The sequence below is a fragment of the Pedococcus sp. P2_A3 genome, from assembly GCF_056405035.1.
Window position 1 is genome coordinate 96,698 of the sequence record NZ_JBFUCW010000002.1, and the last position, 26,911, is coordinate 123,608.

General features: G+C 71.0%; 32 protein-coding genes and 1 tRNA gene. 14 read left to right on the top strand and 19 right to left on the bottom strand.

Annotation, left to right across the window (positions count from 1 at the left end; translation table 11 throughout):
- Nucleotides 1–2 precede the first annotated feature (2 nt).
- The 4 genes from AC1DX8_RS02460 to AC1DX8_RS02475 all read left to right on the top strand — a co-directional run bounded on the left by AC1DX8_RS02460 (nt 3) and on the right by AC1DX8_RS02475 (nt 3,573).
- A complete protein-coding gene (locus tag AC1DX8_RS02460; protein ID WP_477628475.1) occupies nt 3–1,163 on the top strand; it encodes an SPFH domain-containing protein in 1,161 nt (386 codons plus the stop codon).
- 91 nt (nt 1,164–1,254) lie between these two features.
- Nucleotides 1,255–2,028 carry a sulfite exporter TauE/SafE family protein gene (locus AC1DX8_RS02465; RefSeq protein ID WP_477628317.1) on the top strand — a complete coding sequence of 258 codons (774 nt, stop codon included), beginning with the start codon at nt 1,255–1,257 and terminating at the stop codon, nt 2,026–2,028.
- Nucleotides 2,028–2,744 (top strand): TSUP family transporter, encoded by a 717-nt coding sequence (locus AC1DX8_RS02470; RefSeq protein WP_477628318.1) that lies wholly within the window; start codon nt 2,028–2,030, stop codon nt 2,742–2,744. Before AC1DX8_RS02465 ends, AC1DX8_RS02470 begins: the two co-directional genes overlap by 1 nt.
- A gap of 10 nt (nt 2,745–2,754) precedes the next feature.
- Entirely contained in the window at nt 2,755–3,573 is an 819-nt protein-coding gene (locus tag AC1DX8_RS02475; RefSeq protein ID WP_477628319.1) for a TrmH family RNA methyltransferase, read from the top strand.
- On the opposite strand, the gene AC1DX8_RS02480 is transcribed toward AC1DX8_RS02475, so the two are convergent.
- From AC1DX8_RS02480 to AC1DX8_RS02520, 9 genes are all read right to left on the bottom strand, one after another.
- On the bottom strand, nt 3,570–3,950 hold the full coding sequence (locus AC1DX8_RS02480; RefSeq protein WP_477628320.1) for a DUF3037 domain-containing protein: 381 nt from the start codon (nt 3,948–3,950) through the stop codon (nt 3,570–3,572). The genes AC1DX8_RS02475 and AC1DX8_RS02480 overlap by 4 nt on opposite strands.
- Nucleotides 3,947–4,714: a HipA family kinase gene (locus AC1DX8_RS02485; RefSeq protein ID WP_477628321.1), complete on the bottom strand. Its 768-nt coding sequence runs from the start codon at nt 4,712–4,714 to the stop codon at nt 3,947–3,949. Before AC1DX8_RS02485 ends, AC1DX8_RS02480 begins: the two co-directional genes overlap by 4 nt.
- Before the next feature lie 29 nt (nt 4,715–4,743).
- Nucleotides 4,744–5,958, bottom strand: a complete 1,215-nt coding sequence (locus tag AC1DX8_RS02490; protein WP_477628322.1) for an MFS transporter — start codon at nt 5,956–5,958, stop codon at nt 4,744–4,746.
- A 38-nt stretch (nt 5,959–5,996) separates the two neighbouring features.
- Complete coding sequence (locus tag AC1DX8_RS02495; protein ID WP_477628323.1) at nt 5,997–6,449, bottom strand: MarR family winged helix-turn-helix transcriptional regulator; 453 nt, start codon at nt 6,447–6,449, stop codon at nt 5,997–5,999.
- A 58-nt stretch (nt 6,450–6,507) separates the two neighbouring features.
- Nucleotides 6,508–6,696, bottom strand: a complete 189-nt coding sequence (locus AC1DX8_RS02500) for a hypothetical protein (RefSeq protein ID WP_477628324.1) — start codon at nt 6,694–6,696, stop codon at nt 6,508–6,510.
- 90 nt (nt 6,697–6,786) lie between these two features.
- Complete coding sequence (locus AC1DX8_RS02505; protein WP_477628325.1) at nt 6,787–8,319, bottom strand: ATP-dependent DNA ligase; 1,533 nt, start codon at nt 8,317–8,319, stop codon at nt 6,787–6,789.
- 39 nt (nt 8,320–8,358) lie between these two features.
- Nucleotides 8,359–9,480: an alanine dehydrogenase gene (ald, locus tag AC1DX8_RS02510; RefSeq protein ID WP_477628326.1), complete on the bottom strand. Its 1,122-nt coding sequence runs from the start codon at nt 9,478–9,480 to the stop codon at nt 8,359–8,361.
- 241 nt (nt 9,481–9,721) lie between these two features.
- Nucleotides 9,722–9,904, bottom strand: coding sequence for a hypothetical protein (locus tag AC1DX8_RS02515; RefSeq protein WP_477628327.1), 183 nt, complete (start codon nt 9,902–9,904; stop codon nt 9,722–9,724).
- Between the two features lie 103 nt (nt 9,905–10,007).
- Entirely contained in the window at nt 10,008–10,736 is a 729-nt protein-coding gene (locus AC1DX8_RS02520; RefSeq protein ID WP_477628328.1) for a sulfite exporter TauE/SafE family protein, read from the bottom strand.
- A gap of 116 nt (nt 10,737–10,852) precedes the next feature.
- On the opposite strand from AC1DX8_RS02520, the gene AC1DX8_RS02525 reads away from it, so the two are divergent.
- A complete protein-coding gene (locus tag AC1DX8_RS02525) occupies nt 10,853–11,734 on the top strand; it encodes a universal stress protein (RefSeq protein ID WP_477628329.1) in 882 nt (293 codons plus the stop codon).
- Between the two features lie 41 nt (nt 11,735–11,775).
- Here the strand turns inward: AC1DX8_RS02525 and AC1DX8_RS02530 are convergent, their stop codons facing one another.
- A complete protein-coding gene (locus AC1DX8_RS02530) occupies nt 11,776–12,354 on the bottom strand; it encodes a flavodoxin family protein (RefSeq protein ID WP_477628330.1) in 579 nt (192 codons plus the stop codon).
- 206 nt (nt 12,355–12,560) lie between these two features.
- On the opposite strand from AC1DX8_RS02530, the gene AC1DX8_RS02535 reads away from it, so the two are divergent.
- On the top strand, nt 12,561–13,448 hold the full coding sequence (locus AC1DX8_RS02535; RefSeq protein ID WP_477628331.1) for a universal stress protein: 888 nt from the start codon (nt 12,561–12,563) through the stop codon (nt 13,446–13,448).
- A 42-nt stretch (nt 13,449–13,490) separates the two neighbouring features.
- On the opposite strand, the gene AC1DX8_RS02540 is transcribed toward AC1DX8_RS02535, so the two are convergent.
- The 6 genes from AC1DX8_RS02540 to AC1DX8_RS02565 all read right to left on the bottom strand — a co-directional run bounded on the left by AC1DX8_RS02540 (nt 13,491) and on the right by AC1DX8_RS02565 (nt 17,404).
- A complete protein-coding gene (locus AC1DX8_RS02540; RefSeq protein WP_477628332.1) occupies nt 13,491–14,447 on the bottom strand; it encodes a universal stress protein in 957 nt (318 codons plus the stop codon).
- A 158-nt stretch (nt 14,448–14,605) separates the two neighbouring features.
- Nucleotides 14,606–15,076 carry a GyrI-like domain-containing protein gene (locus AC1DX8_RS02545; RefSeq protein ID WP_477628333.1) on the bottom strand — a complete coding sequence of 157 codons (471 nt, stop codon included), beginning with the start codon at nt 15,074–15,076 and terminating at the stop codon, nt 14,606–14,608.
- A gap of 61 nt (nt 15,077–15,137) precedes the next feature.
- On the bottom strand, nt 15,138–15,440 hold the full coding sequence (locus AC1DX8_RS02550) for a hypothetical protein (protein WP_477628334.1): 303 nt from the start codon (nt 15,438–15,440) through the stop codon (nt 15,138–15,140).
- A 48-nt stretch (nt 15,441–15,488) separates the two neighbouring features.
- Nucleotides 15,489–16,466 (bottom strand): zinc-dependent alcohol dehydrogenase family protein, encoded by a 978-nt coding sequence (locus tag AC1DX8_RS02555; RefSeq protein ID WP_477628476.1) that lies wholly within the window; start codon nt 16,464–16,466, stop codon nt 15,489–15,491.
- A 255-nt stretch (nt 16,467–16,721) separates the two neighbouring features.
- Nucleotides 16,722–17,186 carry a hypothetical protein gene (locus tag AC1DX8_RS02560; RefSeq protein ID WP_477628335.1) on the bottom strand — a complete coding sequence of 155 codons (465 nt, stop codon included), beginning with the start codon at nt 17,184–17,186 and terminating at the stop codon, nt 16,722–16,724.
- A 130-nt stretch (nt 17,187–17,316) separates the two neighbouring features.
- Nucleotides 17,317–17,404: transfer RNA gene (locus tag AC1DX8_RS02565), tRNA-Leu, on the bottom strand.
- A 149-nt stretch (nt 17,405–17,553) separates the two neighbouring features.
- Between AC1DX8_RS02565 and AC1DX8_RS02570 the strand changes: the two genes are divergently transcribed.
- Nucleotides 17,554–18,882, top strand: coding sequence for a M20/M25/M40 family metallo-hydrolase (locus AC1DX8_RS02570; RefSeq protein ID WP_477628336.1), 1,329 nt, complete (start codon nt 17,554–17,556; stop codon nt 18,880–18,882).
- 54 nt (nt 18,883–18,936) lie between these two features.
- On the opposite strand, the gene AC1DX8_RS02575 is transcribed toward AC1DX8_RS02570, so the two are convergent.
- Nucleotides 18,937–19,122 (bottom strand): DUF5703 family protein, encoded by a 186-nt coding sequence (locus AC1DX8_RS02575; RefSeq protein ID WP_056921039.1) that lies wholly within the window; start codon nt 19,120–19,122, stop codon nt 18,937–18,939.
- Nucleotides 19,123–19,161: 39 nt separating this feature from the next.
- On the opposite strand from AC1DX8_RS02575, the gene AC1DX8_RS02580 reads away from it, so the two are divergent.
- Nucleotides 19,162–19,509 (top strand): hypothetical protein, encoded by a 348-nt coding sequence (locus AC1DX8_RS02580; RefSeq protein ID WP_477628337.1) that lies wholly within the window; start codon nt 19,162–19,164, stop codon nt 19,507–19,509.
- Nucleotides 19,510–19,540: 31 nt separating this feature from the next.
- Here the strand turns inward: AC1DX8_RS02580 and AC1DX8_RS02585 are convergent, their stop codons facing one another.
- A complete protein-coding gene (locus AC1DX8_RS02585; protein ID WP_477628338.1) occupies nt 19,541–20,479 on the bottom strand; it encodes an aldo/keto reductase in 939 nt (312 codons plus the stop codon).
- A gap of 64 nt (nt 20,480–20,543) precedes the next feature.
- Here AC1DX8_RS02585 and AC1DX8_RS02590 point away from each other — a divergent pair, with 64 nt between their 5' ends.
- Nucleotides 20,544–21,602, top strand: coding sequence for an LLM class F420-dependent oxidoreductase (locus AC1DX8_RS02590; protein ID WP_477628339.1), 1,059 nt, complete (start codon nt 20,544–20,546; stop codon nt 21,600–21,602).
- A gap of 47 nt (nt 21,603–21,649) precedes the next feature.
- Complete coding sequence (locus AC1DX8_RS02595) at nt 21,650–22,507, top strand: undecaprenyl-diphosphate phosphatase (protein WP_477628340.1); 858 nt, start codon at nt 21,650–21,652, stop codon at nt 22,505–22,507.
- A gap of 4 nt (nt 22,508–22,511) precedes the next feature.
- On the opposite strand, the gene corA is transcribed toward AC1DX8_RS02595, so the two are convergent.
- Nucleotides 22,512–23,492 carry a magnesium/cobalt transporter CorA gene (gene corA / locus AC1DX8_RS02600; RefSeq protein ID WP_477628341.1) on the bottom strand — a complete coding sequence of 327 codons (981 nt, stop codon included), beginning with the start codon at nt 23,490–23,492 and terminating at the stop codon, nt 22,512–22,514.
- Nucleotides 23,493–23,570: 78 nt separating this feature from the next.
- Between corA and AC1DX8_RS02605 the strand changes: the two genes are divergently transcribed.
- Genes AC1DX8_RS02605 through mshC form a run of 4 tightly spaced genes read left to right on the top strand, consistent with a single transcriptional unit; the run spans nt 23,571 to nt 26,897 of the window.
- Nucleotides 23,571–24,269 carry an MSMEG_4193 family putative phosphomutase gene (locus AC1DX8_RS02605; protein WP_477628342.1) on the top strand — a complete coding sequence of 233 codons (699 nt, stop codon included), beginning with the start codon at nt 23,571–23,573 and terminating at the stop codon, nt 24,267–24,269.
- 9 nt (nt 24,270–24,278) lie between these two features.
- Nucleotides 24,279–24,818, top strand: a complete 540-nt coding sequence (locus AC1DX8_RS02610) for a DUF3090 domain-containing protein (RefSeq protein ID WP_477628343.1) — start codon at nt 24,279–24,281, stop codon at nt 24,816–24,818.
- A gap of 38 nt (nt 24,819–24,856) precedes the next feature.
- Nucleotides 24,857–25,627: an SCO1664 family protein gene (locus AC1DX8_RS02615; protein ID WP_477628477.1), complete on the top strand. Its 771-nt coding sequence runs from the start codon at nt 24,857–24,859 to the stop codon at nt 25,625–25,627.
- 22 nt (nt 25,628–25,649) lie between these two features.
- Nucleotides 25,650–26,897, top strand: a complete 1,248-nt coding sequence (gene mshC, locus AC1DX8_RS02620) for a cysteine--1-D-myo-inosityl 2-amino-2-deoxy-alpha-D-glucopyranoside ligase (protein ID WP_477628344.1) — start codon at nt 25,650–25,652, stop codon at nt 26,895–26,897.
- Nucleotides 26,898–26,911 lie beyond the last annotated feature (14 nt).

The following is a 26,911-nucleotide window of genomic DNA, read 5'->3' on the forward strand; positions in this document are numbered from 1 at the left end:
GCATCGGAGCAGGCTTCATCGTCCTGCTGATCCTGGTCGCCTTTGCGCTGATCGTGCTCTTCCGCACGGTCCGCATCGTGCCCCAGCAGACTGCCCTGATCATCGAGCGGCTCGGACGGTACGCCCGCACCCTCGAGGGAGGCATCCACTTCCTGGTGCCCTTCGTGGACAAGGTGCGCGCCAACGTCGACCTGCGTGAGCAGGTCGTGTCCTTCCCGCCCCAGCCCGTGATCACCAGTGACAACCTGGTGGTCAACATCGACACCGTCATCTACTACTCGGTCATCGACGCCAAGTCCGCCGTCTACGAGATCGCCAACTTCATCCAGGGCATCGAGCAGCTCACGGTGACCACCTTGCGCAACGTCATCGGGTCGCTGGACCTCGAGCAGACGCTGACCAGCCGCGACCAGATCAACGCCCAGCTCCGCGGGGTCCTCGACGAGGCGACCGGCAAGTGGGGCATCCGGGTGAACCGGGTCGAGCTCAAGGCGATCGACCCGCCGCACTCCGTGCAGGAGTCGATGGAGAAGCAGATGAAGGCCGAGCGTGAGCGGCGCGCCCAGATCCTCTACGCCGAGGGCACCAAGCAGTCCGCGATCCTCACGGCCGAGGGTGAGAAGCAGAGCCAGATCCTGCGCGCCGAGGGTTCGGCCCAGGCCCGCATCCTCGAGGCCCAGGGCCAGGCCCGCGCCATCCAACAAGTCTTCGACGCGATCCACCGCGGCAAGCCCACCCAGAAGCTGCTCGCCTACCAGTACCTCCAGGTGCTCCCGCAGATCGCCCGTGGTGACTCCAACAAGATGTGGATCATCCCCAGCGAGCTCACCGACGCACTGCGCGGCATCGGCGGGGCGCTCGGCGCCGCGGACAAGCCGCACGGCCCGGACGACGGGGGCGACGAGGAGTGGGTTGACCCCGGTCAGCTCGCGGACGCCTTCGACGAGACCGTGCTCGAGGACCCGATGCAGGCCCTCGCCGAGGCGCGTGGCCTCGCCGGCAAGGCGAGCCAGGAAGCCACCGAGCATGCGGCTCCCGTCCGGCGCGTGCAACCGCCGGTGCAGCCGCCGGCTGACGCCGTGCCCGAGTTCGAGCCGCCAGCGCCGCCGGTCGCCCCACCCGTGGAGACCGACGAGGGCCCCAAGCCGCCGCCGCCCGCCTGACCTCCACCGCACTCCGGTATGCCGCCCGCGCACCTGCGCGGGCGGCATACCGGTCTCCGGGGCGGGGGAGCCGCGTCGCTAGGGTGACGTGGTGTCCGTCTTCGAAGCCGTCGGGATCTTCCTCGCGGGACTCGCTGCGGGGACCATCAACACCGTCGTCGGGTCGGGCACCCTGATCACCTTCCCGACGCTGCTCTTCTTCGGCTACCCACCGGTCGTGGCCAACGTGTCGAACACGGTCGGGCTGGTCGCCGGCGGGGTGACTGCCGTGCACGGCTACCGCTCCGAGCTCGAGGGTGCTGGACGCACGCTCCGTCGCCTGGCCCCGGCCTCGCTGCTCGGTGGCGTCATCGGTGCGGTGCTCCTGCTCGTGCTTCCGCCCGAGGCCTTCCAGGCCATCGTGCCGGTGCTCATCGGGCTCGGCCTGGTGCTGGTGGTGCTGGGCCCGAGGCTCCAGGCCCGGGCCTTGGCCCGCCACGAGGCCGGTGTCGCTCCGGCCTCCTGGCACGGCGCAGCGCTCACCGTCGGGGTCCTCGTGGCCGGCATCTACGGCGGCTACTTCGGGGCTGCGCAGGGCGTCATCCTGATGGGTCTGATGAGCGCGCTCTCGAGCGAGCCGATCCAGCGGCTCAACGGCTTCAAGAACGTGCTCGCGACCATCGTCAACGCCGTCGCGGCCATCACCTTCATGGTGGTCGCTTGGGGGCGGATCGACTGGCTCGTCGCGCTGCTGATCGGGCTCGGCGCGTTCGCCGGCGGGTTCGTGGGCGCCAAGGTCGGCCGCCGCCTGCCGCCCGTGGTGCTCCGCGGCGTGATCATCGTGGTTGGCCTCGTCGGCATCATCAAGATCGTCTGGTTCAGCTGATGGAGTGGACGCCCGTCCTGCTGCTGGGGGCCGCCTTGCTCGCCGGTGCGTTCGTGCAGTCCTCGATCGGGTTCGGGATGGCGGTGGTGGCGGCGCCCTTCATCGTCGTCTTCACGCCGGAGCTGATGCCTGGGGCGCTGCTCGTGACGAGTTTCTCCCTGCCGGTCGTGCAGCTCGCGCACGGGCCGAGGGACATCGCCTGGCGGTCACTGAGCTGGGCACTGGCTGCGCGTCTCCTCGTCACCCCACTCGGGGTTGCGGCGGTCGCCTTTCTCTCGGTGCGGGCGATCTCGGTGGTGACGGGCCTGCTCATCCTGCTCACCGTGGTCGCGTCGGTGTCGGCGCTGGACGTGCGCCCGACGCCGAGCAGCTCGGCCGCCGCCGGTGCGGTGGCCGGCTTCTCGGGAACGGCCGCGTCCATTGGTGGCCCCTTCCTCGCCCTCGTCCTCCAGCACGAACGCCCGACCAGGGTACGAGCCACCTTGTCGGCGTTCTTCCTCATGGGCGCTGTGATGGCGGTCGTCGGTCTCGGGGTCGCGGGGGAGTTCACCCGTCACCAGCTGGTGGCCGGCCTGGTGTGGGTGCCCTTCATCGGTGTGGGCTACGCCCTCGCGTCGCCGGCGCGTGCGCGGCTCGACCGGGACCGGCTCAGGAGGGCTGTGCTGGTCTTCTGCGTAGTGGCCAGCGTGAGTGTCATCGTCCGGGCTGTCGTCTAGCCTGCTCGCCGTGCCCATCTCGATCACCGACCCCTCCGACCCCCGGCTGGCCGACTACGTGTCGCTCACCGATGTCGCGCTGCGGCGGCGCACCGAGCCCGAGCGTGGCCTCTACATCGCCGAGTCGGAGAAGGTCATCCGGCGGGCCCTGCGGGCGGGACACCGACCGCGCAGCTACCTCATGGCGCAGCGCTGGCTCGCCGACCTCGCCGACATCGTCGCCGAGGCCGAGGCCGAGGCCATCCCGGTCTTCGTCGGGGAGCACGACGTCATCGAGCAGCTCACCGGCTTCCACCTGCACCGGGGCGCGCTGGCCTCCATGCAACGACCCGCACTGCCCACCGTTGCCGCGCTGGTCGCCGACGCCCAGCGCGTGCTGGTGCTCGAGGACATCGTCGACCACACCAACGTCGGCGCCGTGTTCCGCTCCGCAGCCGCTCTCGGGGTGGATGCGGTGCTGGTCACTCCTCGATGCGCAGATCCGTTGTACCGCAGGGCTATTCGTGTGTCGATGGGCACTGTCTTCCAGGTCCCATGGACCCGCATCGACCCGTGGCCCGGCAGCATCGCCGAGCTCCAGGCCGCCGGGTTCACCGTGGCGACCCTCGCCCTGGCCGACGACGCGGTGAGCCTCGACGAGCTGGCCGCGGACCCACCGGACCGGCTCGCCCTGGTGCTGGGCACGGAGGGTGACGGCCTGTCCCACCACACGCTCGCGGCTGCCGACCTCACGGTGACGATCCCGATGGCCGGTGGAGTCGACTCCCTCAACGTGGCTGCGGCGGGCGCCGTGGCCGCCTGGGCGCTCCGCCCCCAAGGCACGCCCTAGTCGACGAGGCGGCGCAGCAGGTCGGCCAGTTCGGCGGCGGGGTCCTCGGTGAGGCCGCCGTGGACCGGTCCCGGCTGCACCACGGTGCTTCGTGGGGCACTCAGCCAGCCGAAGCGGCGTCCCAGCCCGCCGAGGGTGGGCAGCCCACCGCCGGTGACCCCGCGGCATACCTGGCAGATCGTCTCCAGGGCCTGGTCCACGTCCTCGACGCTGACCTGGGGTGCGAACGCCCGCAGGCGGTCCTCGTCGACGCGGTACGCGGCCTCGAGGAAGTCCGCGCCCTGGCTGTAGAGCACGACGCCGACGTTGAGGAACTCCTCGCGCTCCACGCGCGGCACGCACCGGAGCACGACGTACTGGTAGCCGTGGCGGGTCATGACGCATCCCCGGGGAGCCAGGCCGACGCGTTCGCGACGCGGGCCAGCAGGTGATCGACGTATGCCGCGCGCACGGCTTCGGGGGTCTCGAGACCGGGTGCCTGCTCGAGCCACACCTCGGGCACGGCCGCGACCACGTCGGTGAGGGTCTCGCGGGTGACGGTCGGCGCGTGGCGCTCGTGGGCCGCCGCCGGGCTGGACGCGACGTCGCGCAGCACGTGCGTGCTGGCATCGAAGGGCTGGGCGGCGAAGCGCCCGGCGTCGGCACCGCGACTGGGCCAGCCGTGGTGGAAGTAGAGCGCGGCGCCATGGTCGATCAGCCACGGGTTGCGGTGCCAGACCAGCAGGTTGGGGTTGCTCCAGGTGCGGTCGACATTGGCCGTGAGCGCGTCGAGCCAGAGGATGTCGGCGGCGGTGTCGGGGGCCGGCGGTCGTGACCCGTCGTAGCCGAACGAGCCGGGCAGGAAGTCGATCCCGAGGTTGGGGCCGATGCTCGCCGTGAGGAGGTCCTGGACCTCCTCGTCGGCCTCGTACTTGGCGATGGGTGCCTGCAGGTCCACGACGGCGAGGCGTGGCACGTTCAGGCCGAGGGTTCGCGCGAGCTCGCCGACGACGACCTCGGCCACCAGCACCTTCGGGCCCTGGCCGGCTCCCCGGAACTTCAGCACGTAGGTGCCCAGGTCGTCGGCCTCGACGATGCCGGGCAGCGACCCGCCCTCCTTGAGGGGGGTGACGTAGCGCGTGGCGGTGACCTGGTCGAGCACGCCGCCCAGCCTAGGGGGAGGACGGCGGCTCAGGCGTCGCCGACCGTGATCGCGGCGGCCTCGAGCGGGCGCTCCTGCTCGGTCGTGTCGTGGGCGTGCGCCTCATCGACGGCGGTGATCTCGCGTCGTGCCGTGAGCAGGACGGCGACGCCGAGCAGGACGGCGCCGGCACCGACGCAGAACGGCACGTGGATGGAGCGTTCGCCGAGCTTGCCGGCCAGCCACGGCGCGATCGCGCCGCCGCCGAACCTGACGAAGCTGTAGGCCGCCGAGGCCACTCCCCGTTCCACCGGCGAGACCTTCATGACGGTCTCGGTGATCAGCGTGTTGTTGATGCCCAGGAACGCCCCGGCGAGGATCACCCCGACGACGAGCACCGGCTTGTGGTCGGTGCCGATCGCCATCGCCGCCAGGATGAGGGCGAACCCGACGAGGGCGCCGACGACGCCCGGCAGCGTCCCGAAACGGCGCTGCAGGCGAGGTGCCACCACCACCGAGGTGAAGGCGAGCAAGAGGCCCCAGCCGAAGAAGATGAGGCCGACCTGGTGCGCGCCCATGGCGAGGGGGAACGGGGTGAAGGCGAGCAGGGTGAAGAAGCCGAAGTTGTAGAGCAGGGCCGTGATGCCCACGGTGAGCAGGCCTCGGTGGGACAGGGCCTTGAGCGGGGCGGAGATGCTGCTGCGGGGTCCGGTCGGCGGGGTCGCGGGCAAGGTGGTGAGGATCGCGACCAGGGCCACAGCCATCAGGGCGGAGACGCCCCAGAACGGCCAGCGCCATGAGTGGCCGCCGAGCCAGCCGCCGAGCAGCGGGCCGGTGGCGATGCCGACGCCGAGGGCGGCTTCGTAGAGGACGATCGCTTGACCCACCGAGCCGCGGGCCGCACTGACGATGGTGGCCAGGGCCGTGGCGATGAAGAGAGCGTTGCCCAGCCCCCAGACCGCGCGGAAGGCGACGATGCCACCGATCGAGTCCTGGGCCCCGGCCAGACCCGCGCCGATGATGATGACGACGAGACCGAGCAGCAGGGTGCGCTTCGCGCCGGTGCGGCTGGACACCCAGCCGGTCACGAGCATCGCGACCCCCATCACGGCCATGTAGCTCGTGAACAGCAGTGAGACCTGCGACGCCGTCGCACCGAGGTCGTCGGCAATGGGCTTGAGGATGGGGTCGACGAGGCCGATGCCCATGAAGGCGATGACACAGGCGAAGGCGACGGACCAGACGGTCTTGGGTTGGCGCCACATGGTGGTTTCAGGCTTCTTTCTGTCGGTGGGTGGGGGACTCAGCGGGGTTGGTCAGCCGACTCGGCGGCGGAGGCACGGGCCAGCAGGTCGTCGAGGGCGGCCACGGCGACCTCGAGCCGCGCGATGGCGTCGGCGTCGAGCTGCTCAAACGCGGGGGAGAGGGCCTCGAGCCGGGCGCGTCGCGCCCTGCCGAGCGCGGCTCTTCCCTCCGCGGTGAGTGAGACGAGGCTGGCGCGGGCATCGGCCGGGTCGGGCACGCGCACGGTCCATCCCTCGGCCTCGAGCCGTTGCACCTGGGTGCTCATCGTCGGCTGGCTGGTGTGGTCGGCCGCGGCCAGCGCGCTGATACGGGCGGGCCCGAGCTCCTCCACCAGCGCGAGCAGGCGGGTCTGGGCCATCGGCACGTCGAAGGACGCGTTGCGGGAGGCCCAGCGGGTCAGCCTGGCCGCAGAGCGCAGGACGCTGTTGCCCAGCTCGTCACGATCGATCACGGCGTGCACTTTACATAGAAACCCTATGCAATGCACATCATGCCGTGCCGTCCGGGCGTCAGGGCGCGAGGCAGGTGGCGTGGTTGAGTGCGCCGAGCACCGCCTCACGCCAGCTGAGCTGCGCGATGGCGGTGCGGCAGGAGGCGCCACCGCACTCGCACTGCCAGCGCCACGTGCCGGAGCGCGTCCGAAGCACGTGCGGGTGGTGGTGGGCGGTGTCGCCCCTCATGACGTGTCGTGTCTGCATGGTGCTGTCCCCCTCGTCCGTACCGCCCCCCGCGGCACGTCCTGACCAGAAGAGGTTGCAGGCAGGTGGCCTGATACGTGGCTCTGCCACTCAGCGCAGGGCGCGCACCGTGTCGACCGTGTCGGCCTCCTCGGCCGTCTTGTCGTCGCGGTAGCGCAGGACTCGGGCGAACCGCAGGGCCATCCCGCCCGGGTAGCGCGACGAGGTCTGGATGCCGTCGAAGGCGATCTCGACGACCTGCTCCGGCCGCACCGGCACGACGTAGCCCTCGGTGCCCTCGGTGGCCAGCTCGGTGAACCGCTCGGTCTGCCACTGCAGCATCTCGTCGGTCATGCCCTTGAACGTCTTGCCGAGCATGACGAACCCACCCGTCTCTGGGTCGCGGGCGCCCAGGTGGATGTTGGAGAGCCAGCCCTTGCGCCGACCGCTGCCCCACTCGATCGCGAGCACCACGAGGTCGAGCGTGTGCCTCGGCTTGACCTTCACCCATCCCGCGCCGCGGCGTCCCGCGGCATAGGGGGCCGTCGGCGACTTCACCACGACGCCCTCGTGACCGTCACGGACGAGCTGGTCGAAGAACTCCGTCGCCTCTGCCGCACCGGCGGCGGTGATGCGCGGAACCAGACTGGGTTCGGGGACGAGGGCCGCGAGCCGCGCGAAGCGCTCGGAGGCGGGGAGCTCGAGCAGGTCGTCGCCGTCGACGTGGAGCAGGTCGAAGAAGTACGGAGTCACCGGCACCGCAGCCCTCAGCTTCTCGACCCCGGTGCTGCTCATCGTGCGAGAGGCCGTCTGCTGGAACGGCAACGGGCGCCCCGCCTGGTCGAGCGCGATGGCCTCGCCGTCGATGACCAGCTGCGTGGCCGGAAGGGCCAGGACCGCCTCGACCACCTCGGGCAGCCGGTCGGTGATGTCGTCGAGCGAGCGGGTGAACAGGCGCACGTCGTCGCCATCACGGTGGGCCTGCAGCCGGATGCCGTCGAGCTTGCCGTCGACCACGACCCCTTGCGTGGTGTCGCCCACCTGGTCCCAGGCGGCCGCGACATCGGGCGCGGACGCGGCGAGCATCGGGCGCAACGGCCGCCCGACCTCGAGGTGGATCTGCGCGAGGGCCTCGCTACCGCCCGCCAGCGCGGCAGCAGCCACCGGGCCGGCGTAGCCCGCCAGCATCACGGCCCGCCTCACCTCGGCCTCGGGCACGTCGGAGGCCGCGGCGATGGCGGCGAGCATGACGCCGTCGAGGGCCCCCTGCCGCACCTGCCCGGTCACCAGGGCCCGGAGGTAGTCCTGCTCCGGCTGGGTCAACCGTGCGAACAGCGCCGACACCGCGGCAGACCGCGCCGCCGAGGATCCACTCCCGGCGATCAGCGCGATCTCGCTCAGCGCTGCGTCCACCTCGCCGACGGTCGCCGTTGCCTCGCTCGCGGGGGCCGGGAGCGTGGACAGCCCTCTCCAGCTCACCCCGACGCGACGCTGGGGGAGCACGCCGGAGAGGTATGCCGCGACCGTCGCCGCCTCGTCGGGACCGGCCGCGCGCAGCGCGTCGGCCACGGCGGCAGTCTTGGCCAGCCGTGACCGGGTGGCGGTGGCTGCCGCCGAGGCGGCGACGACGTCAGCGAGGAGCACGGGTCGAACCTAGCTGGCGCCGGGGACAGCCGTCGGGGGTCAGGCCCTCGCGAGGATGCTCTGCAGGTCTGCCGACTCGAACCCGTGGGCCTCTGCCACCGGGGCGTAGGTGACCGCGCCGTCGTGGGTGTTGAGCCCGAGCGCCAGGGGACGGTTCGCCGCGAGGGCGTCGCGCCATCCCTGGTTGGCGAGCTGCACGGCATACGGGAGGGTGACGTTGGTGAGCGCGTAGGTGCTGGTGTGCGGCACCGCGCCGGGCATGTTCGCGACGCAGTAGAACACCGAGTTGTGGACCTGGTAGGTCGGGTCGGCGTGGGTCGTCGGGCGCGAGTCCTCGAAGCAACCGCCCTGGTCGATGGAGATGTCGACCAGCACCGAGCCGGGCTTCATCCGCGAGACCTGCTCGTTGGTGACCAGCTTCGGGGCCTTCGCGCCGGGCACGAGGACGGCGCCGATGACGAGGTCGGCGTCCTCGATGGCACGCTCGATCTCGTAGCTGTTGGAGGCGACCGTCTGGCAGTGCCCTTGGTAGATCGCATCCGCGTGGCGCAGCTTGGCGATGTCGCGGTCGAGCAGGAGGACCTCCGCCTGCATGCCGAGGGCGATCGCGGCGGCGTTCATGCCCGAGACGCCGGCGCCGATGACGACGACCTTCGCGGCATACACGCCACTCACCCCGCCCATGAGCACCCCGCGGCCGCCCTGGGCGCGCATGAGGGTGTGGGCACCGACCTGGGGTGCCAGCCGTCCGGCCACCTCCGACATGGGGGCAAGCAGCGGCAGCGAACGGTCGGGGAGCTCCACGGTCTCGTAGGCGATGCCGGTGACCTTGCGCTTCACCAGCTCCTCGGTCAGCGGCTTGTCGGCGGCGAGGTGCAGGTAGGTGAACAGGGTCTGGCCCTCGCGCATCCGGTGGTACTCGGGCTCGATCGGCTCCTTGACCTTGAGGATGAGGTCGCCCGTGCCCCAGACGTCGTCCGCGGTGTCGAGGATCGTGGCACCGGCGGCGACGTAGTCCTCGTCGACGATGGACGACCCGACCCCGGCATCCTTCTCGACGTAGACCTCGTGCCCGTTGACGACGAGCTCGTGCACGCCTGACGGGGTGATCGCCACGCGGTACTCGTTGTTCTTGACCTCGCGCGGAATGCCGACCTTCATCACAAGCCTCCTGGTTGCAGTGGTCCTCGAACAATGGCGGAAGCACGCCAGCGTGCCAACCTCAGCCTTCCAGACGCCGAGGCCCGGTGAGGTGGAATCGAGCCTGATGCGTCTTCCCCTCAGGCTCGGCTGCGCGGCGCCAACGCCCTCGGGCGGCAGAGAGGGCTGGCCGGTGAAGCCGTGGGGGAGCGGCTGGGCAGGAGTGGCCCGGTGGAGGTGCTCGGCGTGGGCGCCGGTCGGCTCAGGGCGCGATGGTGGACGAGTGCAGCAGTGCACCGATCAGGGCCGAGCGCCAGGCCAACGGGGCCTGCGCGGGGGTCCGGCACGACGCGCTGCCGCAGGCGCACACCCAGATCCAGCCACGAGCCCCGCGCAGGACGCGCGGGTGGTGGCTGGTCGTGCGGTGGATGGTCTGCGTGCTCACGTCTTCGACGGTAGGAGCCGCCGCATGCCGCCGCGGGCGGACGCGCCGGGGATCGGCTGAGTTCGTGACGGAGAAGGGCCGAACGGCTGATCTGCGCCCACCCTCAGCGGACGATGAGGGCGACCGCGGCCACGGCCGAAGCCACCAGAACGGCTTGGTCGAACCGCCGCTGGCTGAGGCGGCGAGCCGTGTGCAGGCCGGCCCAGCAGCCCAGCAGCACGAACGGAGCGAGCAGCAGGGTGCGTCGCACGGTGTGGGGACCGAACAACCCGAGCCCGAAGCTGAAGGGCAGCTTGCAGAGGTTCACCCCGAAGAACAGCAGGGCGCTGGTCCCCAGGAACCGGAGCTTCTCGACCCCCTGGGCGACCAGGTAGAGCGTCGTCACCGGACCGGCGGCGTTGGCCGTCATGGTGGTGAAACCCGCCGCGACGCCGGTCGCGATCGCTGCGGTTCGCGACCTGCCGATCCTCCCTTCGTCGGGTGACCGCCAGCGCAGCGCGAGCTGGAGGGTGGTCAGGACGAGCAGCAGGACCCCGATGGACTTGCGCAGGACGAGGTCGTCGACGACCGCCAGGAACGCGGCGCCGAGCGCGAGGCCCGGTAACACTGCCGGAATGAGGCGGCGCAGCAGGCTCCAGTCGGCTTCGCGCCGGTAGTGCCACACGGCCACCACGTCACCGATCAGGAGCAGCAGCAGGATCGCCGCGGTCGACTCCCGGGTCGGCATCACGCTCGCGAAGATGGCGACGCTGATGCTGCCGAGACCACCGATCGCGGTCTTGGCGTACCCGATCAGCAGCGCCGCGACGACGAGCAGCAGGGCCTCGAGCACGCGTCGACCCTAGCCGCCACCGCCGCCACCGTCGGGACCAATGACCCTGTGGCCGGGTCTCGACGGCCGCCACGATCGTGACGCACCCCTGTTCCCCGGAAGGCTGGAGAAGACCCATGGAACCCAAGGCCGGACGCCGCCCCATCGTCGTGGGCTACGACAGCTCCTCGGCCGGACAGCCGGCCTTCGACTGGGCCCTGCGCGAAGCCCAGCGACGCGAGGTGCCGCTTCACCTCATGGTCTCCAGGGGGGTCATGTATGCCGCCGCGCCGACCGTCGGCGCCGCGTCGCCGTGGCCGTACGACATCACCGGAGAACTCGTGGAGGAGGCGAAGAGCTTCGCGGCCGCACGGGCTTCCGGCGTCCCCGTGGTGACCCACTCGGCCTTCGGGTCGCCGGCATCCGTGCTCGTGAACGCCTCGAATGAGGCGGCGATGGTGGTCGTCGGCCGCAGGCACCACACGGTGCTCGGTGAGGCGGTGGCGGGCTCGACGTCGACCCAGGTCGTCGCTCACGCCGCGTGCCCGGTCGTCGTGGTGGACCAGGACCACGACGTGGCCACGGATGCGCCGATCGTCGTCGCTGTGGACGGCTCGGCGTCCAACGACGCTGCCCTGGCGTTCGCGTTCGAGCGGGCGGCGGCCCTGGGAGCGTCGGTCGTGGCGGTCCACGCGTGGTGGCTCGACGTGCCCGGACGGGTCGGAGGGTCGTGGCTCAACGAGGACCAGGTGGAGGAGCTGAGGAAGGCCGAGCAGGCGCTGCTGGACGCGTCGGTGGCCACGTGGACCGACAAGTACCCCCACGTCCCGGTCCGCAGGGTGCTCACCCGGGACCTGCCCGTCGACGCCGTGCTCGCCGAGGCCGAGGGAGCGCAGCTGGTCGTGGTCGGCAGCCGCGGTCATGGCGGCTTCACCGGGCTCGTGCTGGGATCGGTCAGCCAGGGTCTCCTGCACCACGAGCGGCCCTGTCCGCTGGCCGTGGTCCACCCAGGACGGTGAGGTCCACCCAGGGCGATGAGGTGCTCAGGGCGATGAGGTGCTCAGAGCGCTTGGCTGTGCTCGACTAACCTCAGCGCCCGGTCCGAGAGCTCCCGTCCCCACTCGTACGCCGCGTCGCTCGACCCCTCGACCAGGGGGCCTTGGCTGCCTTCGACGAAGAAGGTCTGGGGCGTGGCCAGCTGGACGTATCCCAGTCGCTTGAAGCGACGGGCCGCGGCGTGGGCGGCCGAGCCGGGGAGCCGAGGGTGGCTCACCTTGGTGTCGAAGGCTGCGGTCACCGGGTGGCGACCGGTGCCGGCGGTGTGGGACAGCCCGTCCAGCCACTCCCGCAGGCCCGACTCCGACGGCTGGTCACCGACACGGCGCTGCCGTCTCGCATCCTCACGGGTTGACTCCCGGCTCAGTCCGAAGGCGTGGGTCGGCGCACCGGCCACCACCATCGTGACGTTCTCGGGTAGCGGTGACGGGGCTCTACTGCACTCGACGAGGTCCACGTCGAAGGTCGACGACAGGCCCAGGGCGACCGCTTCGGCAACAGCCTTGGTGTTGCCGAACATCGACTCGTAGACGACGAGTGCGGACGGCCGTGTGGGGTCGTGGGACAGGCCGGTGGTGCTCATGACTCGCTCTTTCCGGTGACCAGGCGGGGCACCTGCTGTGCTCCGCACACCTCCACTGTCTTGCCTGACCCGGACTCGCGACAGGGACGAAGGGCCCCTGCCTCGAGCGTCGGCGGAGGATCCGGGACCTAGGCCCCGTGCCAGGTCGCGGCTGCGGACAGACAGTGGGTGCAAGGACGGTCGCCGGCCGAACCGAAAGGCTTGAGATGAAGCGGGACACCTCCGTCGTCGTCGGCTACGACGGCTCCGGTCGCGCCAGGAGCGCAGTGCTCTGGGCGGCGCGCGAGGCTGCGCAGCGTGGCCTGGCCCTCAGGCTGGTCCGGGCGATCCCTTACGGCTCGACGAGCGCGGGCGATGACGACGGCACGCACCAGGAGGCTGGTCTCGTGATGGAGGGTGGGCTCCGGTTGGCGTCCACGCTGCTCGACAAGCACCGCGTCAGCGGGGTGTGCATCCCAGGACACGCAGCGGGAGTCCTCGCGGCCGAGTCCTCGCGGGCTGCCCTGCTGGTCGTCGGCCAGCGCGCCCAGGACGGGCCGGTGTCCAGTGCGGTCGGCTCGACCTCGCTGGTGCTGGCTGACCACGTCCGCTGTCCTCTGGTCGTCGCGCGGGGCGCGATCGATGCCCGGCGTGCCCATCTCCCGGTGGTCGTGGGGGTGGGCGCGGACCTCACGTCGCGGGCCGCGCTGGACTTCGCGGCATACACGGCACAGTTGCGTGGGGTGCCGCTGACCATCGTCAGCGCCTGGTCGCTGCCACCGGCGAGGGAGTGGGCTCGCGTCGCAGCGGGCTTCGACTCCGCGGCCCAGTGGGTGCGCGCCGTGGCGGCAGCCGCCGCGGAGGCGGCTCACACGACCGAGGGGCAGGTCCATGAGCTCTGCCCTGCGCTGGCGACCCGGACGCGGGTCGAACGGCTGGACCCGGCCGCCGCGCTGGTGCACAGCTCTCGTCGGGCCGGGTTGGTGGTCATCGGTGCGACCATGGAGCCGTGTGCGCGGTCGCAGGACATCGGTGCCTGGCGCGGGCTGGGCCGCGTCGGGACGACGGTCCTGGGGCGAGCCGGGTGTCCCGTGGTGGTCGTGCCGGACCTGTAGGGCAGGCGGCAGAGTCCCCTCTCGGCTGGGTGCCGTCCTCGGTCAGGACCGCGCCTGCTGGGCGTGGGCCGATCCGTGGCGTGAGTTCGCGGTGGCCACGTCGTGCGCCCTCGGGGTGATGACCGCCACCGGGCAGTGGGCGTCGTGGAGGACACCTTGTGACGTCGATCCGAGGATGAGTCCCTTGGTGGCGCCACGGCCCCGGGCAGCGACCACGAGCAGGGCGGCGTTGGCGCTCTGCCGGACGAGCTCGTCCACCGCATGACCGCGCACGACGTGTCGGCGGACGTCGACGGTCGGGAACTCGGCGGCGAAGCCGGCCAGGGACTGAGCGACGGCGGCGCGCTCCCGCTCCTCGACCTCCCGCGCCTCGCCCGCCATGGGCGGTGCTTCGGCGTCGTCGAGGGGAAGGTCCCAGGTGTGGACGACCGTGATCCCCCCACCACGCCGGGAGGCGGCCTCGAAGGCGAACCGGAGGGCCTCGGTCGGGTCGGTGGAGCCATCCACGCCGACGACGACGCGCAGGTCGGGCACCGAACGGCTCGGTGCCTCACGGACCACCACGACCGGGCAGTGCGCACGAATGGCGACCTGGGACGACACCGAGCCCATGAGGAGGCCGCGGACGCGGCCGAGCCCCCGCGCGCCGACGACCACCAGGTCTGCGGTGCGGGACGCCTCGACCAGGGCCTCGCTCGGCTCGTCGTCCACCGTGTGTCCCGTCACGAGCAGCTCGGGGTGACGGAGTCTGGCGTGGTCGACGGCGGCGGTGCAGCCGTGCTCGGCGGTGGTCGCGATGACATCCGACGGCTGCCTGCTGGGCTCGCCGGGGACGCCCGAGCGGGCGGCCGGGTAGCCGGACGTGAACGCCCTCAGGACCACCAGTGGGGAGCCGAGCAGCGCGGCTTCGGTGGCTGCCCAGTCGAGGGCACGTTCGCCGTGCGGCGAGCCGTCGACTCCGACCACGACGGGCCGGCGGGTGTCGGGATGTAGGGACATGGTCTCTCCTGGCGTTGCGGTGTACACCTCACGGTGCTGCTGGTCGCGGGTTCCCCACAGGGCACTTCGTCCCGGAGCCGGTGCGGCGTGCGCCCGACGGGTTCGCGAGGGGGCTGGCAGCGGCCCCAGGTGCGGTGCGGGCAGCGTCCGACGCCGTGTCACCCGTCGGCAGGTCGGATCGGGAGCACGACGACGGTCCGGGGCTGGGCGACGTCAGGCTCATCGACATAGACCTCCCAGGAGTCGCCGGCGGGTCTCATGTCGTGACAGGCAGCGAAGGCGTGCAGGGCCTCGTGTGCGTGACGGGCCTGCGCGTAGTCACCCCTGTGGGTGGTGCGCAGCGCCGGGCCACCCGGCAGGTGTGACCCCATGACGACGCCCTGGCCGAGCGGCATCCCGCTGACGGGATAGCCCGCCTCGATGTGCAGGCTGCCGTCGGCCTGCGGGAGGATCTTGGCGAACGGCGGCCCGGAGAGCGTGATGCCGTTGCCCTGGGCGACTACTGGCACCCGCCCGAATGCCCCCGCGAGGAATGCGCCGATCTCGGGCTCACCCACCGTGCCACGGACGACCAGCGTGGCTTGGTCCCGCAGGGTCGCGAGCTCGATCCGGTACCCGTCACGACTCACGTCGGGCCCCGATCCGCCCGCCACACCAGCGGGCCCCGGGTCGGGCTGGACCGGCGACATGTCAGACCCCCCACACCTGCGACGGCAGGGACAGGGCACGGGTGATCGCTCGCAGGTTGGCGGTGTGCAGCTCTACCCGCACGACCGCATTGCGGGGTCCTCCGGAGAAGTCAGCGAAGACGTACGGGTAGGAGGGGGGACCCACGCCCTCGAGGGCCAGCAGCACGCTGTCGGGCGCCACCGCGGAGGTCAGACCAAGGGTCTGCGCGGTCACCCGCCGACCGTGTGAGAGGGCGGTGTTGATCGCACGGATCTGTTCGAGCTCGACCGTGTGTGTCGTGGGGGCCAGGCTGTGCTCGATCATGTCTCTCCTTGGTGGCGGGTTGGTAGCGCAACCTCCTCCATGGTGCGGTCAGGCGGTGAGGACGACCTTGAGGGCCTGCGTCCGCGCCGCGTCTGCGAACACGTCATACGCCTCGAGGAAGTCGCCCAGACCGAACCGGTGGGTGACGAACCGTGCCACGTCGACCTGCCCGCTGGCGACGAGCCGCAACAGTGTGGGCGTCGAGTACGTGTCGACGAGTCCGGTCGTGATGGTCACGTCCTTGATCCAGAGGTCCTCGAGGTGCAGGACAGCCGGTCCGCCGTGGACCCCGACGTTGGCCACGGTTCCGCCTGGTCGCACCAGCGACGTGCACTGTTCGAACGTCGCGGGGATACCCACCGCTTCGACGGCCACGTCCGCGCCAAGCCCGTCGGTGAGCCCACGGACGATGGCGACAGCGTCTTCGCGCGAGGGGTTGATGGTGACATCGGCGCCGAACCGCTTCGCGGCCTCGAGGCGGGAGTCAGCGAGGTCGATCGCCACGACGTGGGCCGGACTGAACAGCCTGGCACCCATGATCACCGAGAGGCCGATGGGGCCTGCGCCGACGACCGCGACGGTGTCGCCGGGTGCGACCTTGCCGTTCAACACCCCGACCTCGTAACCCGTCGGCCCGATGTCGGCGAGCATGAGCACTTCCTCATCACTCACGCCATCGGGGACCGGGAACGTGGAGGTGTCGGCGAACGGCACCCGGACGAGCTCGGCCTGCGTGCCGTCGATCTTGTGACCCAGGATCCAGCCACCGCCACCCAGGCACTGTCCGTAGCGACCTTCGCGGCAGAACCTGCAGGCCCCGCACGAGGTGATGCAGGACACGAGGACCCGGTCGCCGGGCTTGACGTTCTTGACCCCTGCGCCGACTTCCTGCACCGTGCCGACCGCCTCATGACCCAGGATGCGTCCGGGCGTGACCGCGGGCACGTCGCCCTTGAGGATATGCAGGTCAGTACCGCAGATGGTCACGGCGTCAACCTTGACGATCGCGTCCGTGTCAGCCGTGATGGCCGGGTCGGGGACGTCCTCTCACGCCTTCTGGCCGGGGCCGTGGTAAACGAGTGCCTTCATGTCTGTCCACTCCTAGATCAGGGCGGCCCGGGTGGCTGCCCACCCCCCAGTGGAGCCGGGGGCTGACCTCGGGGACAGTGCCTTAGGTCCCGCCGCGGAATGCTTCCCGTTGCAGGGCATGCCGATTCATGCGGCGGCCGGGCGCTGGACGATGGACCTCGGGGACCCACCCCAACGCGCCGGGCGCGCTGGTCACGCCAGGCGCTGCGCGCCGAGGCTGGTCCAGTCACTGCGGGCCCCGCGCACCAGGATGTACAGAGCAGGGACGCACCAGGCCCAGATGCCCCACCCGAAGAGCATCAGCAATACGTGGAACGTGATCACGCCCACCCAACCGACGCGCGCTGCCGAACCGCCGCGCAGCAACAGCGCCCCCATGAGCAGCTCTGCGGCCGCCAGGGCCAGCCCCCACCAGACCGGGGCGGCCATGAAGACGTCAGCCCAGCCGGTCCGCACGAACCCGAACAACGGGTGGTCGGCGAAATGGCGGTACGTCTCGGTGTCCGCAGCGACGATGCCGACGTGGATCCCGCCCATCGCGAGGAAGAAGCCTCCCACCGCCCTGGTGGCGGCAGGGACGATGCTGGCCGGCTTGGGCGGCGAGGGTCGACTGTTCCGTGCGATCAGAGCGTTTCGTGACCCCAGGTTCGTGGTCATCAGGTCCACCTCCACTCCCACGATCGTGCGTGCGCGTGGGGCCTCGAAGGGCCGAAGGTCCTGAGGTGCGGCGATGCCGGGCCGGTAAGGGGGCCAGAAAAGCCAGATGCAGGGGCTTTCGCCCCGGCAGTGGTGTCCGGAGGGGGACTTGAACCCCCACGCCCGATAAAGGGCACTAGCACCTCAAGCTAGCGCGTCTGCCATTCCGCCACCCGGACAAGGTGCTTCACAGGCCCCTTGGGGAGCGCCTGCTGCGACCCGGAACGATAGCACGCAGGCCACCTCTTCTCCCAAACGGCCCAGCCCCCAACGAAACCCGGCGAACCGTCACGGGCACGGCATACCCGACGCGCCTAGTCTGGACGCCATGAGCGAGGTCACCGAGCCCACCAGCCCCGTCGACGAGGTCGTGCGCCTGTGCCGCGACCTGATCCGCATCGACAGCACCAACTACGGCGACGGCAGCGGACCCGGCGAGCGTGAGGCCGCCGACTACGTCGTCGCGCAGCTGCGCGAGGTCGGGCTGGAACCCACCGTGGTCGAGAGCGACCCGGGTCGCACCAGCGTGGTGGTGCGGATCGAGGGGGAGGACCGCGAGCGACCGGCCCTCTGCATCCACGGGCACCTCGACGTCGTGCCGGCGAACGCCGGTGACTGGCAGGTGGACCCGCTCGGTGCAGAGCTCAAGGACGGCTGCATCTGGGGGCGCGGTGCGGTCGACATGAAGGACATGGACGCGATGATCCTGGCCAACATCCGCGATCTCGCCCGTCGGGGCGCCAAGCCGCCGCGCGACGTCGTCTTCGCCTTCTTCGCCGACGAGGAGGCGGGTGGGGTCAAGGGCAGCCACCACGTCGTCGACCACCACCCCGAGCTCTTCGAGGGAGTCAGTGAGGCGGTCTCCGAGGTGGGCGGCTACAGCGTCACCGTCCCCACGGCCGACGGCCAGACGCGCGCGTACCTGGTGCAGACCGCCGAGAAGGGCATCCTCTGGCTGCGGCTCACCGCCCACGGCCGCGCCGGCCACGGCTCGGTGCCCAACGACGAGAACGCCCTCGTCCGCCTCGCCGAGGCGATCACCCGGGTCAACGAGCACAAGTGGCCCCGCGAGTACATCGCCTCGGTCCGCGAGCTGCTCGACGGCTTGTCCGACCTGACCGGCACGCCCTACTCCGACGAGGACCTCGACGAGCTCCTCGACCACCTCGGCGGAGCCCAAGGGTTCGTGCGCGGGACCCTCCAGGACACCGCCAACTTCACGATGGCCGAGGCCGGCTACAAGCACAACGTCATCCCGCAGAGCGCCTCGGCATCCCTCGACTGCCGGTTCCTGCCGGGTCACGACGACGAGCTCCTCGACACCATCCGGGAGCTGGCCGGCGAGCACGTCACGGTCGACATCGTCCACCGGGACATCGCCCTCGACGCGCCCTTCGAAGGTCCGCTCGTCGACGCGATGAAGGCTGCCCTGCTGGCTGAGGACCCCGGCGCCGAGGTGCTGCCCTACTGCCTGTCGGGGGGCACGGACAACAAGGCCCTGAGCAAGCTCGGCATCACCGGCTACGGCTTCGCCCCGCTCCAGCTCCCGGCCGACCTGGACTTCGCGCCGATGTTCCACGGCATCGACGAGCGCGTGCCCGTGTCCGCGCTCGAGTTCGGCACGCGGGTCCTCCAGCGCTTCATCGCCACCTGCTGACGGTATGCCGCGTCGCCTGCGACGCGGCATACCCAGCCGGTGCCGGGCCGCGCGTCAGTGCGGGCGGGGCACGCGGATGATCTTGCGACGCAACCAGGTCCGCTGCTGGCCACCGAGGTAGATCCGGGTGCGGTGGAGCTCCCAGTGGCCGTACTCGGCATGCTCGGTCAACGTCCGGCGGATGTCGGATCGTGAATCTGTTCGCGTGAAGCTCACCACGCGGTACTCGTACTCAACCATCGAGCGCCATTTTGCCGCAGAAACCGCTACCGTCGGGACATGACCGCAGACCCGCGTGGCGCGCTGGCCAACCTCATGACCGCGTTCGAGCGGCACCTCGAGGCATCGGCCTCCAAGCGGGGCGAGGAAGACCCGACCGTGATCGCGGCGTACGACGACCTGGCCGACGCCTTCGCGTCCTACGACGACGCCCTCCTGCAGGCCTACGGCGAGATGACGCCCCTCGACATCTATGACGGTGACGACGACGAAGACGACGACGACGAAGACGACGAGGACCGCGAGGACGACGAGGACGACGACGAGCTCGACGACCACGGCGACGAGGACGGCGACGGCAGCGTCTACTCGGGCCTCGACGACGCGGACTACGACGTCGAGCGCTGAGCCGTCAGGTGGACCTGTGGTCCACCTGACCTCAGGCAGACACCTCGTCGAGGGCGGCCACGAGCTCCTCGGGCAGCTCGAGCGACTCGCTGGCCAGTGAGGTCCGCAGCTGGGCGGTGGTGCGGGCCCCGACCACGGGACTGACGACACCGGGACGGTCCCGCACCCACGCCAGGGCGACCTCGGTGGGACTGACGTCCAGTCCCTTGGCGGCGATGGCCAGCGCTTCCACGATGCCGGTGCTGCGGTCGTCGAGGTAGCGCGCGGTGAAGCGCGGGAAGTCCCGCGAGGCAGCGCGGGAGTCGGCCGGGATCCCGTTGCGGTACTTGCCGGTCAGGACTCCGCGGCCGAGCGGTGACCAGGGGAGCAGCCCGAAGCCGAGGGCCTGCGCGGCGGCGAGGAGGTCGGGCTCGGCCGTGCGGTTCGTCAGGGAGTACTCCACCTCGTTGGCCACCAGTGGCACCCGCGCCTGCTCCAGCAGCGACATGGCGCGGGCGACCTGCCACCCACTGAAGTTGGAGACGCCCACGTAGCGGGCCCGGCCGGTGTTGACGGCCCACTCCAGCGCCGACAGCGTCTCGGTGAGCGGGGCCTCGTCGGACCACGTGTGCACGAGCCACAGGTCGACGTGGTCGGTGCCGAGTCGTTCGAGCGAGGTGTCGAGCTGGCCCAGCAGGCTGTGCCGCGAGGTGTCGACGACCCGGTGGCCCGACCGCCGCGAGATGCCCGACTTGGTGCAGATGACGAGGTCCTCGCGGGCCACGTCGTCGTCGATCAGCCGGCCGATGATCTCCTCGGACGCGCCGTCGGAGTAGCCGTGGGCCGTGTCGACCAGGGTGCCCCCGGCGTCGAGGAACGTGCGCAGCTGCTCGCGCGCGCCCTCCTCGTCGGTCGTCCGGCCCCAGGTCATCGTGCCGAGGGCAAGGCGGGACACCGACAGCCCGGAGGTCCCCATTCGTCGCTGGCGCATGGTTCCGTACGGTAGTCGGCCCGCACCGCCGTCTCGCGGTGCACCCGCCGCTAACCTCGCTCCCATGGAACTCGGAGTGAACCTCGGCTACTTCGGCATGGGTGTCGACCAGGACAACGTCGCCGTCGCGCAGGAGGCCGACCGCCTCTGGTATGCCGTGGCGTGGGCCGCCGAGGCGTACGGGTCGGACGTGCCCACGGTGCTCTCGTGGATCGGGGCGCTCACCGAGCGGATCGACCTCGGGGCCGCGGTCATGCAGATCCCGGCGCGGACTCCCGCGATGACGGCGATGACCGCGGCCACCCTCGACACGCTCTCGAAGGGTCGCTTCCGGCTCGGGCTGGGGGTCAGTGGCCCGCAGGTCAGCGAGGGGTGGCACGGGGTGCCCTTCGCCGCGCCGCTGGGGCGCACCCGCGAGTACGTCGAGATCGTGCGGATGGCGCTGCGCCGCGAGAGCCTCGCCTACTCCGGGCGGCACTTCACGTTGCCGCTGCCAGACGGCCCGGGCAAGGCCCTCAAGCTCACGGTGCACCCGCCGCGCCCCGACCTCCCCATCTACCTCGCAGCGGTGGGGCCGAAGAACCTCGAGCTGGCCGGTGAGGTCGCCGACGGCTGGCACGCGATCTTCTTCAGCCCCGAGCACTCGGGCGACCTCGTGCAGTCCGTCGTGACGGGGCGCCGCCGTGCCGGGAAGGGGACCGAGGAGGACCCGCTCGAGGGCTTCGACCTCGCGCCGTCGGTGCCGGTCGTCATCGCCGACGACGTGGAGGCCGCGGCTGACGCGATCCGGCCCTACGCCGCGCTCTACATCGGGGGCATGGGGTCGCGCGAGCAGAACTTCTACAACCAGCTCGCCGTCCGCATGGGGTTCGAGGAGGCTGCCGCGCAGGTCCAGGACCTGTTCCTCGCCAGGCAGCACCGCGACGCGGCGGCGGCCGTGCCCTTCGAGTTCATCGACGCCACGGCCCTCATCGGGCCTCGCGACCGGATCCGTGACCGGATGGCGAGGTACGCCGAGGCAGGCACCGGCACCCTGTCCATCGCCCCGTTCGCGGGTGGTCTCGAGGACCGGCTGCATGTCGTGCGGACGATGGCCGAGCTGATGGGGGAGACTGGCCTCTGACCTCGGCGCCGCACCGCTCCCGGAACCACTGAACCGAAAGCAGACCGTTGACCCTGAGCTATCTCGACGCCCTCATCCTCGGCATCGTCGAAGGCCTGACCGAGTTCCTCCCGGTCTCCTCCACCGGCCACCTGACCATCACCGAGAAGCTGCTCGGCCTGACGGTCGACGCCCCGGGGGTCACGGCCTACACCGCGGTCATCCAGCTCGGCGCGATCGTCGCCACGCTGCTGTACTTCCGCAAGGACATCGTGCGGCTGCTCGGTGCCTGGTTCGCCGGGCTCGGCAGCGCCCAGGCTCGCACCCACCACGACTACCAGCTCGCCTGGGCGGTCATCGTCGGCTCGATCCCGGTGGGGATCGTCGGCTTCGCCGCCAAGGACCTCATCAGCGGGGGCCTGCGCAGCCTGTGGGTCGTCGCCACCGCCCTCATCGCCTGGAGCGCCGTGATGTGGCTCGCCGAGAGCCGTCATGCGGCGTTGACCACCCGGGGTGAGGAGCGCGGTGAGGGACAGGTGACGCTGACCGACGGGATCGTCATCGGCCTGGTCCAGTGCGCAGCCCTGGTGCCGGGGGTGTCCCGCTCGGGTGCGACGATCTCGGCCGGGCTGTTCCGAGGCCTGGACCGGCTCACCGCGACCAGGCTGTCGTTCTTCATGGCGATCCCGGCCCTCACGGCAGCCGGTGTCTTCGAGCTGTTGAGCGAGACCGACCACCTCAAGCTACTCGGCGTGGGCCCGATCATCCTCGGCGTCATCGTGTCCTTCGTGGTGGCCTACGCGTCGATCGCCTGGCTGCTCAAGTTCGTCAGCAGCAACAAGATCACGGCCTTCGTCTGGTACCGCGTGGCCCTCGGCCTCGTGCTGCTCGTGGTGCTGGCGGCCGGGTGGATGACGGCGACATAGGCGCCTACAGCCACCCGGACTTCCGGAAGGCGCGGTAGAGGCCGAAGCAGGCGGCCGCCATGATGCCCACGACGATGAAGTAGCCGTAGTGCCACTTCAGCTCGGGCATGTTCTCGAAGTTCATGCCGTAGATGCCGGCGATCATCGTGGGGACGGCGGCGATGGCGACCCACGCCGAGATCTTGCGCATGTCTGAGTTCTGCTGGACGGTGATCTGGGCCAGGTGCGCGTTGAGGATGTCGGTGAGCAGCCGGTCGTAGGACTCCACGTGGTCGATGACGCGCAGCAGGTGGTCGGCCACGTCCCGGAAGAGCAGCCGCACCTCCTTCTGCGGCAGCGGCGACCGTGACCCGTCGTGGAGCATCTTGAGCGGTGCCGCCAGGGGGACGGCTGCGCGCCGGAACTCCAGGACCTCGCGCTTGAGCCGGTAGATGGTGGCCGAGCTGACCCGGTTGGCGCCGGTGAACACCGACGCCTCGATGTCCTCGAGGTCCTTCTGGAGCTCGGCGTCGATGGAGACGTAGTTGTCGACGAGGCTGTCCATCACCGCGTGCACGACCGCGATGGCCCCGAAGCGCAGCGCGTCGGCATTGCCCTCGAGGCCGTGGCGCACCCCCGCGAGCGGGTTGGCCTCGCCGCGCCGCACGGTGACGACGAACCGGTCCCCGACGAAGAGCATCACCTCGCCGGTCTCGACGTCCGAGGTCTCCTCGATGTACCTCAAGGTCTTCATCACCACGAAGATGGTGTTGTCGAAGAGCTCGACCTTGGGCCGCTGGTTGCCCTTGACGGCGTCCTCGACCGCCAGCGGGTGGAGCTTGAGCTCGTCGTTGACGAGGTCGAACTCGGCGTCGGTCGGGTTCTTCAGCCCGATCCACAGGAACGCGTGCGGGTCGTCGCCACCGCGAAGGTCCTCGAGGGCGTCGCTGAGGTCGCCGCACGGAAGCCGCCGGCCTTGGCGGTAGATGGCCTGGTCCACGATCACGGGCCTACTCCACCACGTCCCGGGCAGTCCCGCGAGCAACCCGCCGTGAAGTTGGACGCCGCGCCGTAGAGTGCGCACGTGCCCACCGTCCTGCTGGTCCGCCACGGCCACTCGAGCGCCAACGGGGACGGTGTCCTCGCGGGCCGGCTGCCCGGCATGCACCTGACCGAGAAGGGCCGTGAGCAGGCCGAGCGGCTCGCCGAGCGGTTCCGCGACCTGCCCGTGGTGCGGGTGGTGAGCAGTCCCCTCGAACGCTGTCTCGAGACCGCCGCGCCCCTCGCAGCAGCCGCCGGCCTCGAGGTCACGGTGGACGACGAGCTGCAGGAGTGCGCCTACGGCGCCTGGACCGGTCGCGCCCTCAAGGACCTGGCCAAGGAACCGTTGTGGCGGACCGTCCAGGACGACCCCGAGACCGCGCGCTTCCCCGACGACGACCGGTATGCCGCCGAGAGCCTGCGCGAGATGAGTGACCGGGTCGTCGCCGCGGTGCGGCGCCACGACGCCGAGGTCTCGGCCGCCTCGGGGCAGTCCGCGCTGTGGGTCGCGGTCACGCACGGCGACCTGCTGAAGGCGACGCTGGCCGAGGCGACCGGGTCGGGCCTGGCGAAGTTCCAGCGGTACACCGCCGACCCCGCGTCGGTCTCGGTCGTGCGGTACGGCGACCCGCACACGTTCCTCCTCGCGGCCAACGACCTGGCCCCGGACCTCTCCCGGTTCCAGCCGCCACCGGACGCGCCCGCGTCGGGCGACGCGGCCGTCGGTGGGGGAGCCGGTTAGAGTTTTGCCATGGGGCTCGTCGAGTTTGATCCACCGGACCGGTTCGTCGCCGGCACCGTCGGTCCGCCGGGACAGCGGACCTTCTTCCTCCAGGCGAGCGAGGGACGCCGACTCACCAGCGTCTCGCTGGAGAAGCAGCAGGTGTCCGTCCTCGCCGACCGCATCAACGACCTGCTCGACAGCTATGCCGGGGGAGCGGGCGCCGACCACGCGGCCGCCGAGGTGGTCGACAACGCCCCGCTGGACACTCCCATCGAGGACGACTTCCGCGTCACCACGCTGAGCCTGGCCTGGGACGAGGGCCGACAGGTCGTCGTCATCGAGGCCCTCGACCGTGATCCCGACGACCCGGAGGCCGGGGTCGACCCCGAGGTCCTCGCCGGGGAACCGCGCCAGATGAGGGTCGTGCTGCCCCCGTCGAGGGCGCGCGCGTTCGCGAGGCGCGCCCAGTCCGTCGTCTCGGCCGGCCGACCCCCCTGCCCGTTCTGCGGTGGCCCGCTCGAACCCGAGGGGCACATCTGCCCCCGCGCGAACGGGTACAAGCGCTGACCCAGCCCGCAGGCGGCCCGTCGGTCACCCTCGACCTCCTGACGCGCGCAGACCTGGTGGTGCTCGGGGCGCTGGCCGACGCCTCCAACCTCGCCCTGCTCGTTCGGCTCGAGGACGACGAGGGACCACTGGCCATCTACAAGCCGATCCGGGGTGAGCGACCGCTCTGGGACTTCCCCGACGGGTCGCTGGCCGCCCGCGAGGTCGCAGCCCACCTGATCAGCTCGGCCGGCGGGTGGGACGTGGTGCCCGAGACCGTCCTGCGCGACGGGCCACGAGGTCCCGGATCGGTGCAGCGCTGGGTGGGCGACCCGACGACGGAGCCCGACCTCGTGGTCGACCTCGTCACCCCGGACGCGGTGCCGCCCGGGTGGCTGGCGGTCCTCAGGGGTGAGGACGAACGAGGGCGTCCCGTCGTCGTGGTCCACGAGGACAGTCCGGTGGTCCGCGCCGTCGCCGCCTTCGACGCAGTGATCAACAACTCCGACCGCAAGGGGTCGCACCTGGTCCGCGAGGGTGACCGCCTCCGTGGTTTCGACCACGGCGTGAGCCTGCACGAGGACCCCAAGCTCCGCACCGTCCTCTGGGGTTTCGCCGGCCAGCCGCTGCCCGACGACGACCTGGCCCGGATCACCCGCGTCCGCGACGCCCTCGCGGAATCCGGGTCGCAGCTGCGCACCGAGCTGGCGCCCCTGCTCACCCCCGTCGAGCTGACCGCGTTGCAGGCGAGGTGCGCCGCGCTGCTCGACCACGCGGCATACCCGGTGCCCTCGGGTGACTGGCCGGCCATCCCGTGGCCGCCGCTCTGAGCCCCACCCGTAGGCTTCCGCTGTGATCTCCTGGCCCACCCCATTCCTTCCCGCCGTGCCCGGCACCGGCCATCCCGTCCAGGTGTTCGACTCGGCGACCGGGACGGTCCGCGCGATCACTCCTGGACCCACAGCACGGATGTACGTCTGCGGGATCACGCCCTACGACGCGACCCACATGGGCCATGCCGCCACGTACGTCACGTTCGACGTCCTGGGTCGAGCCCTGCGTGACGCCGGCCACGACGTCGAGTACGTGCAGAACATCACCGACGTCGACGACCCGCTGCTCGAGCGGGCCACCCGTGACGGTGTCGACTGGGAGGACCTCGCCGCGGAGGAGATCGCGCTCTTCCGCGAGGACATGACCGCGCTGGCCGTCATCCCGCCCGACCACTACGTGGGTGTCGTCGAGAGCATCAAACCGGTGGGTGCCGCAGTGCGTGCCCTGCTCGAACAGGGCGCTGCGTACGCCGTCGACACGCCCGACTCCGAGGGCGACGACCTCTACCTCGACATCTCCACCGACGAGGGGTTCGGGGCGGTGTCGAACTGGAGCCGCGCGCAGATGCTGGCCGTCTTCGCCGACCGTGGTGGCGACCCCGACCGCGCGGGCAAGCGCGACCAGCTCGACCCCCTGCTCTGGCGGGCCGCCCGCGACGGAGAGCCGTCGTGGACGGTGGAGGGCCTGCCCACGGGCCGTCCCGGCTGGCACATCGAGTGCACGGCGATCGCCCTCGACCACCTGGGCATGTCGTTCGACGTGCAGGGGGGCGGCACCGACCTGATCTTCCCCCACCACGAGATGAGTGCGACCCAGGCGGTCGTGCTGACCGGGCAGCGACCCTTCGCCCGCACCTACACGCACCAGGCGATGGTGGGTCTCGACGGCGAGAAGATGAGCAAGTCCAAGGGCAACCTGGTCCTGGTCTCGAAGCTGCGCGCTGACGGCATCGACCCGATGGCCATCCGGCTCGCCCTGCTGGCGCAGCACTACCGTTCCGAGTGGTCATGGACCGACGCAGTCCTGGAACAGGCCCAGGCCCGGCTCGAGACGTGGCGAGCGGCGCTGTCGGTCAACTCGGCCCCAGACTCGGCCGACACGGTCGAGGCGATCCGCACCCGCGTCGCAGATGACCTCGACACCCCGGGAGCCCTCGCTGCCGTCGATGCCTGGGCCACGCAGACGCTCCAGCGCGGCGGAGCCGACAGCACCTCCGCAGGAGTCCTGGCCAGGGCCCTCGACGCCATCCTCGGCATCAGGGTCTAGCCCCAACCGCCCCT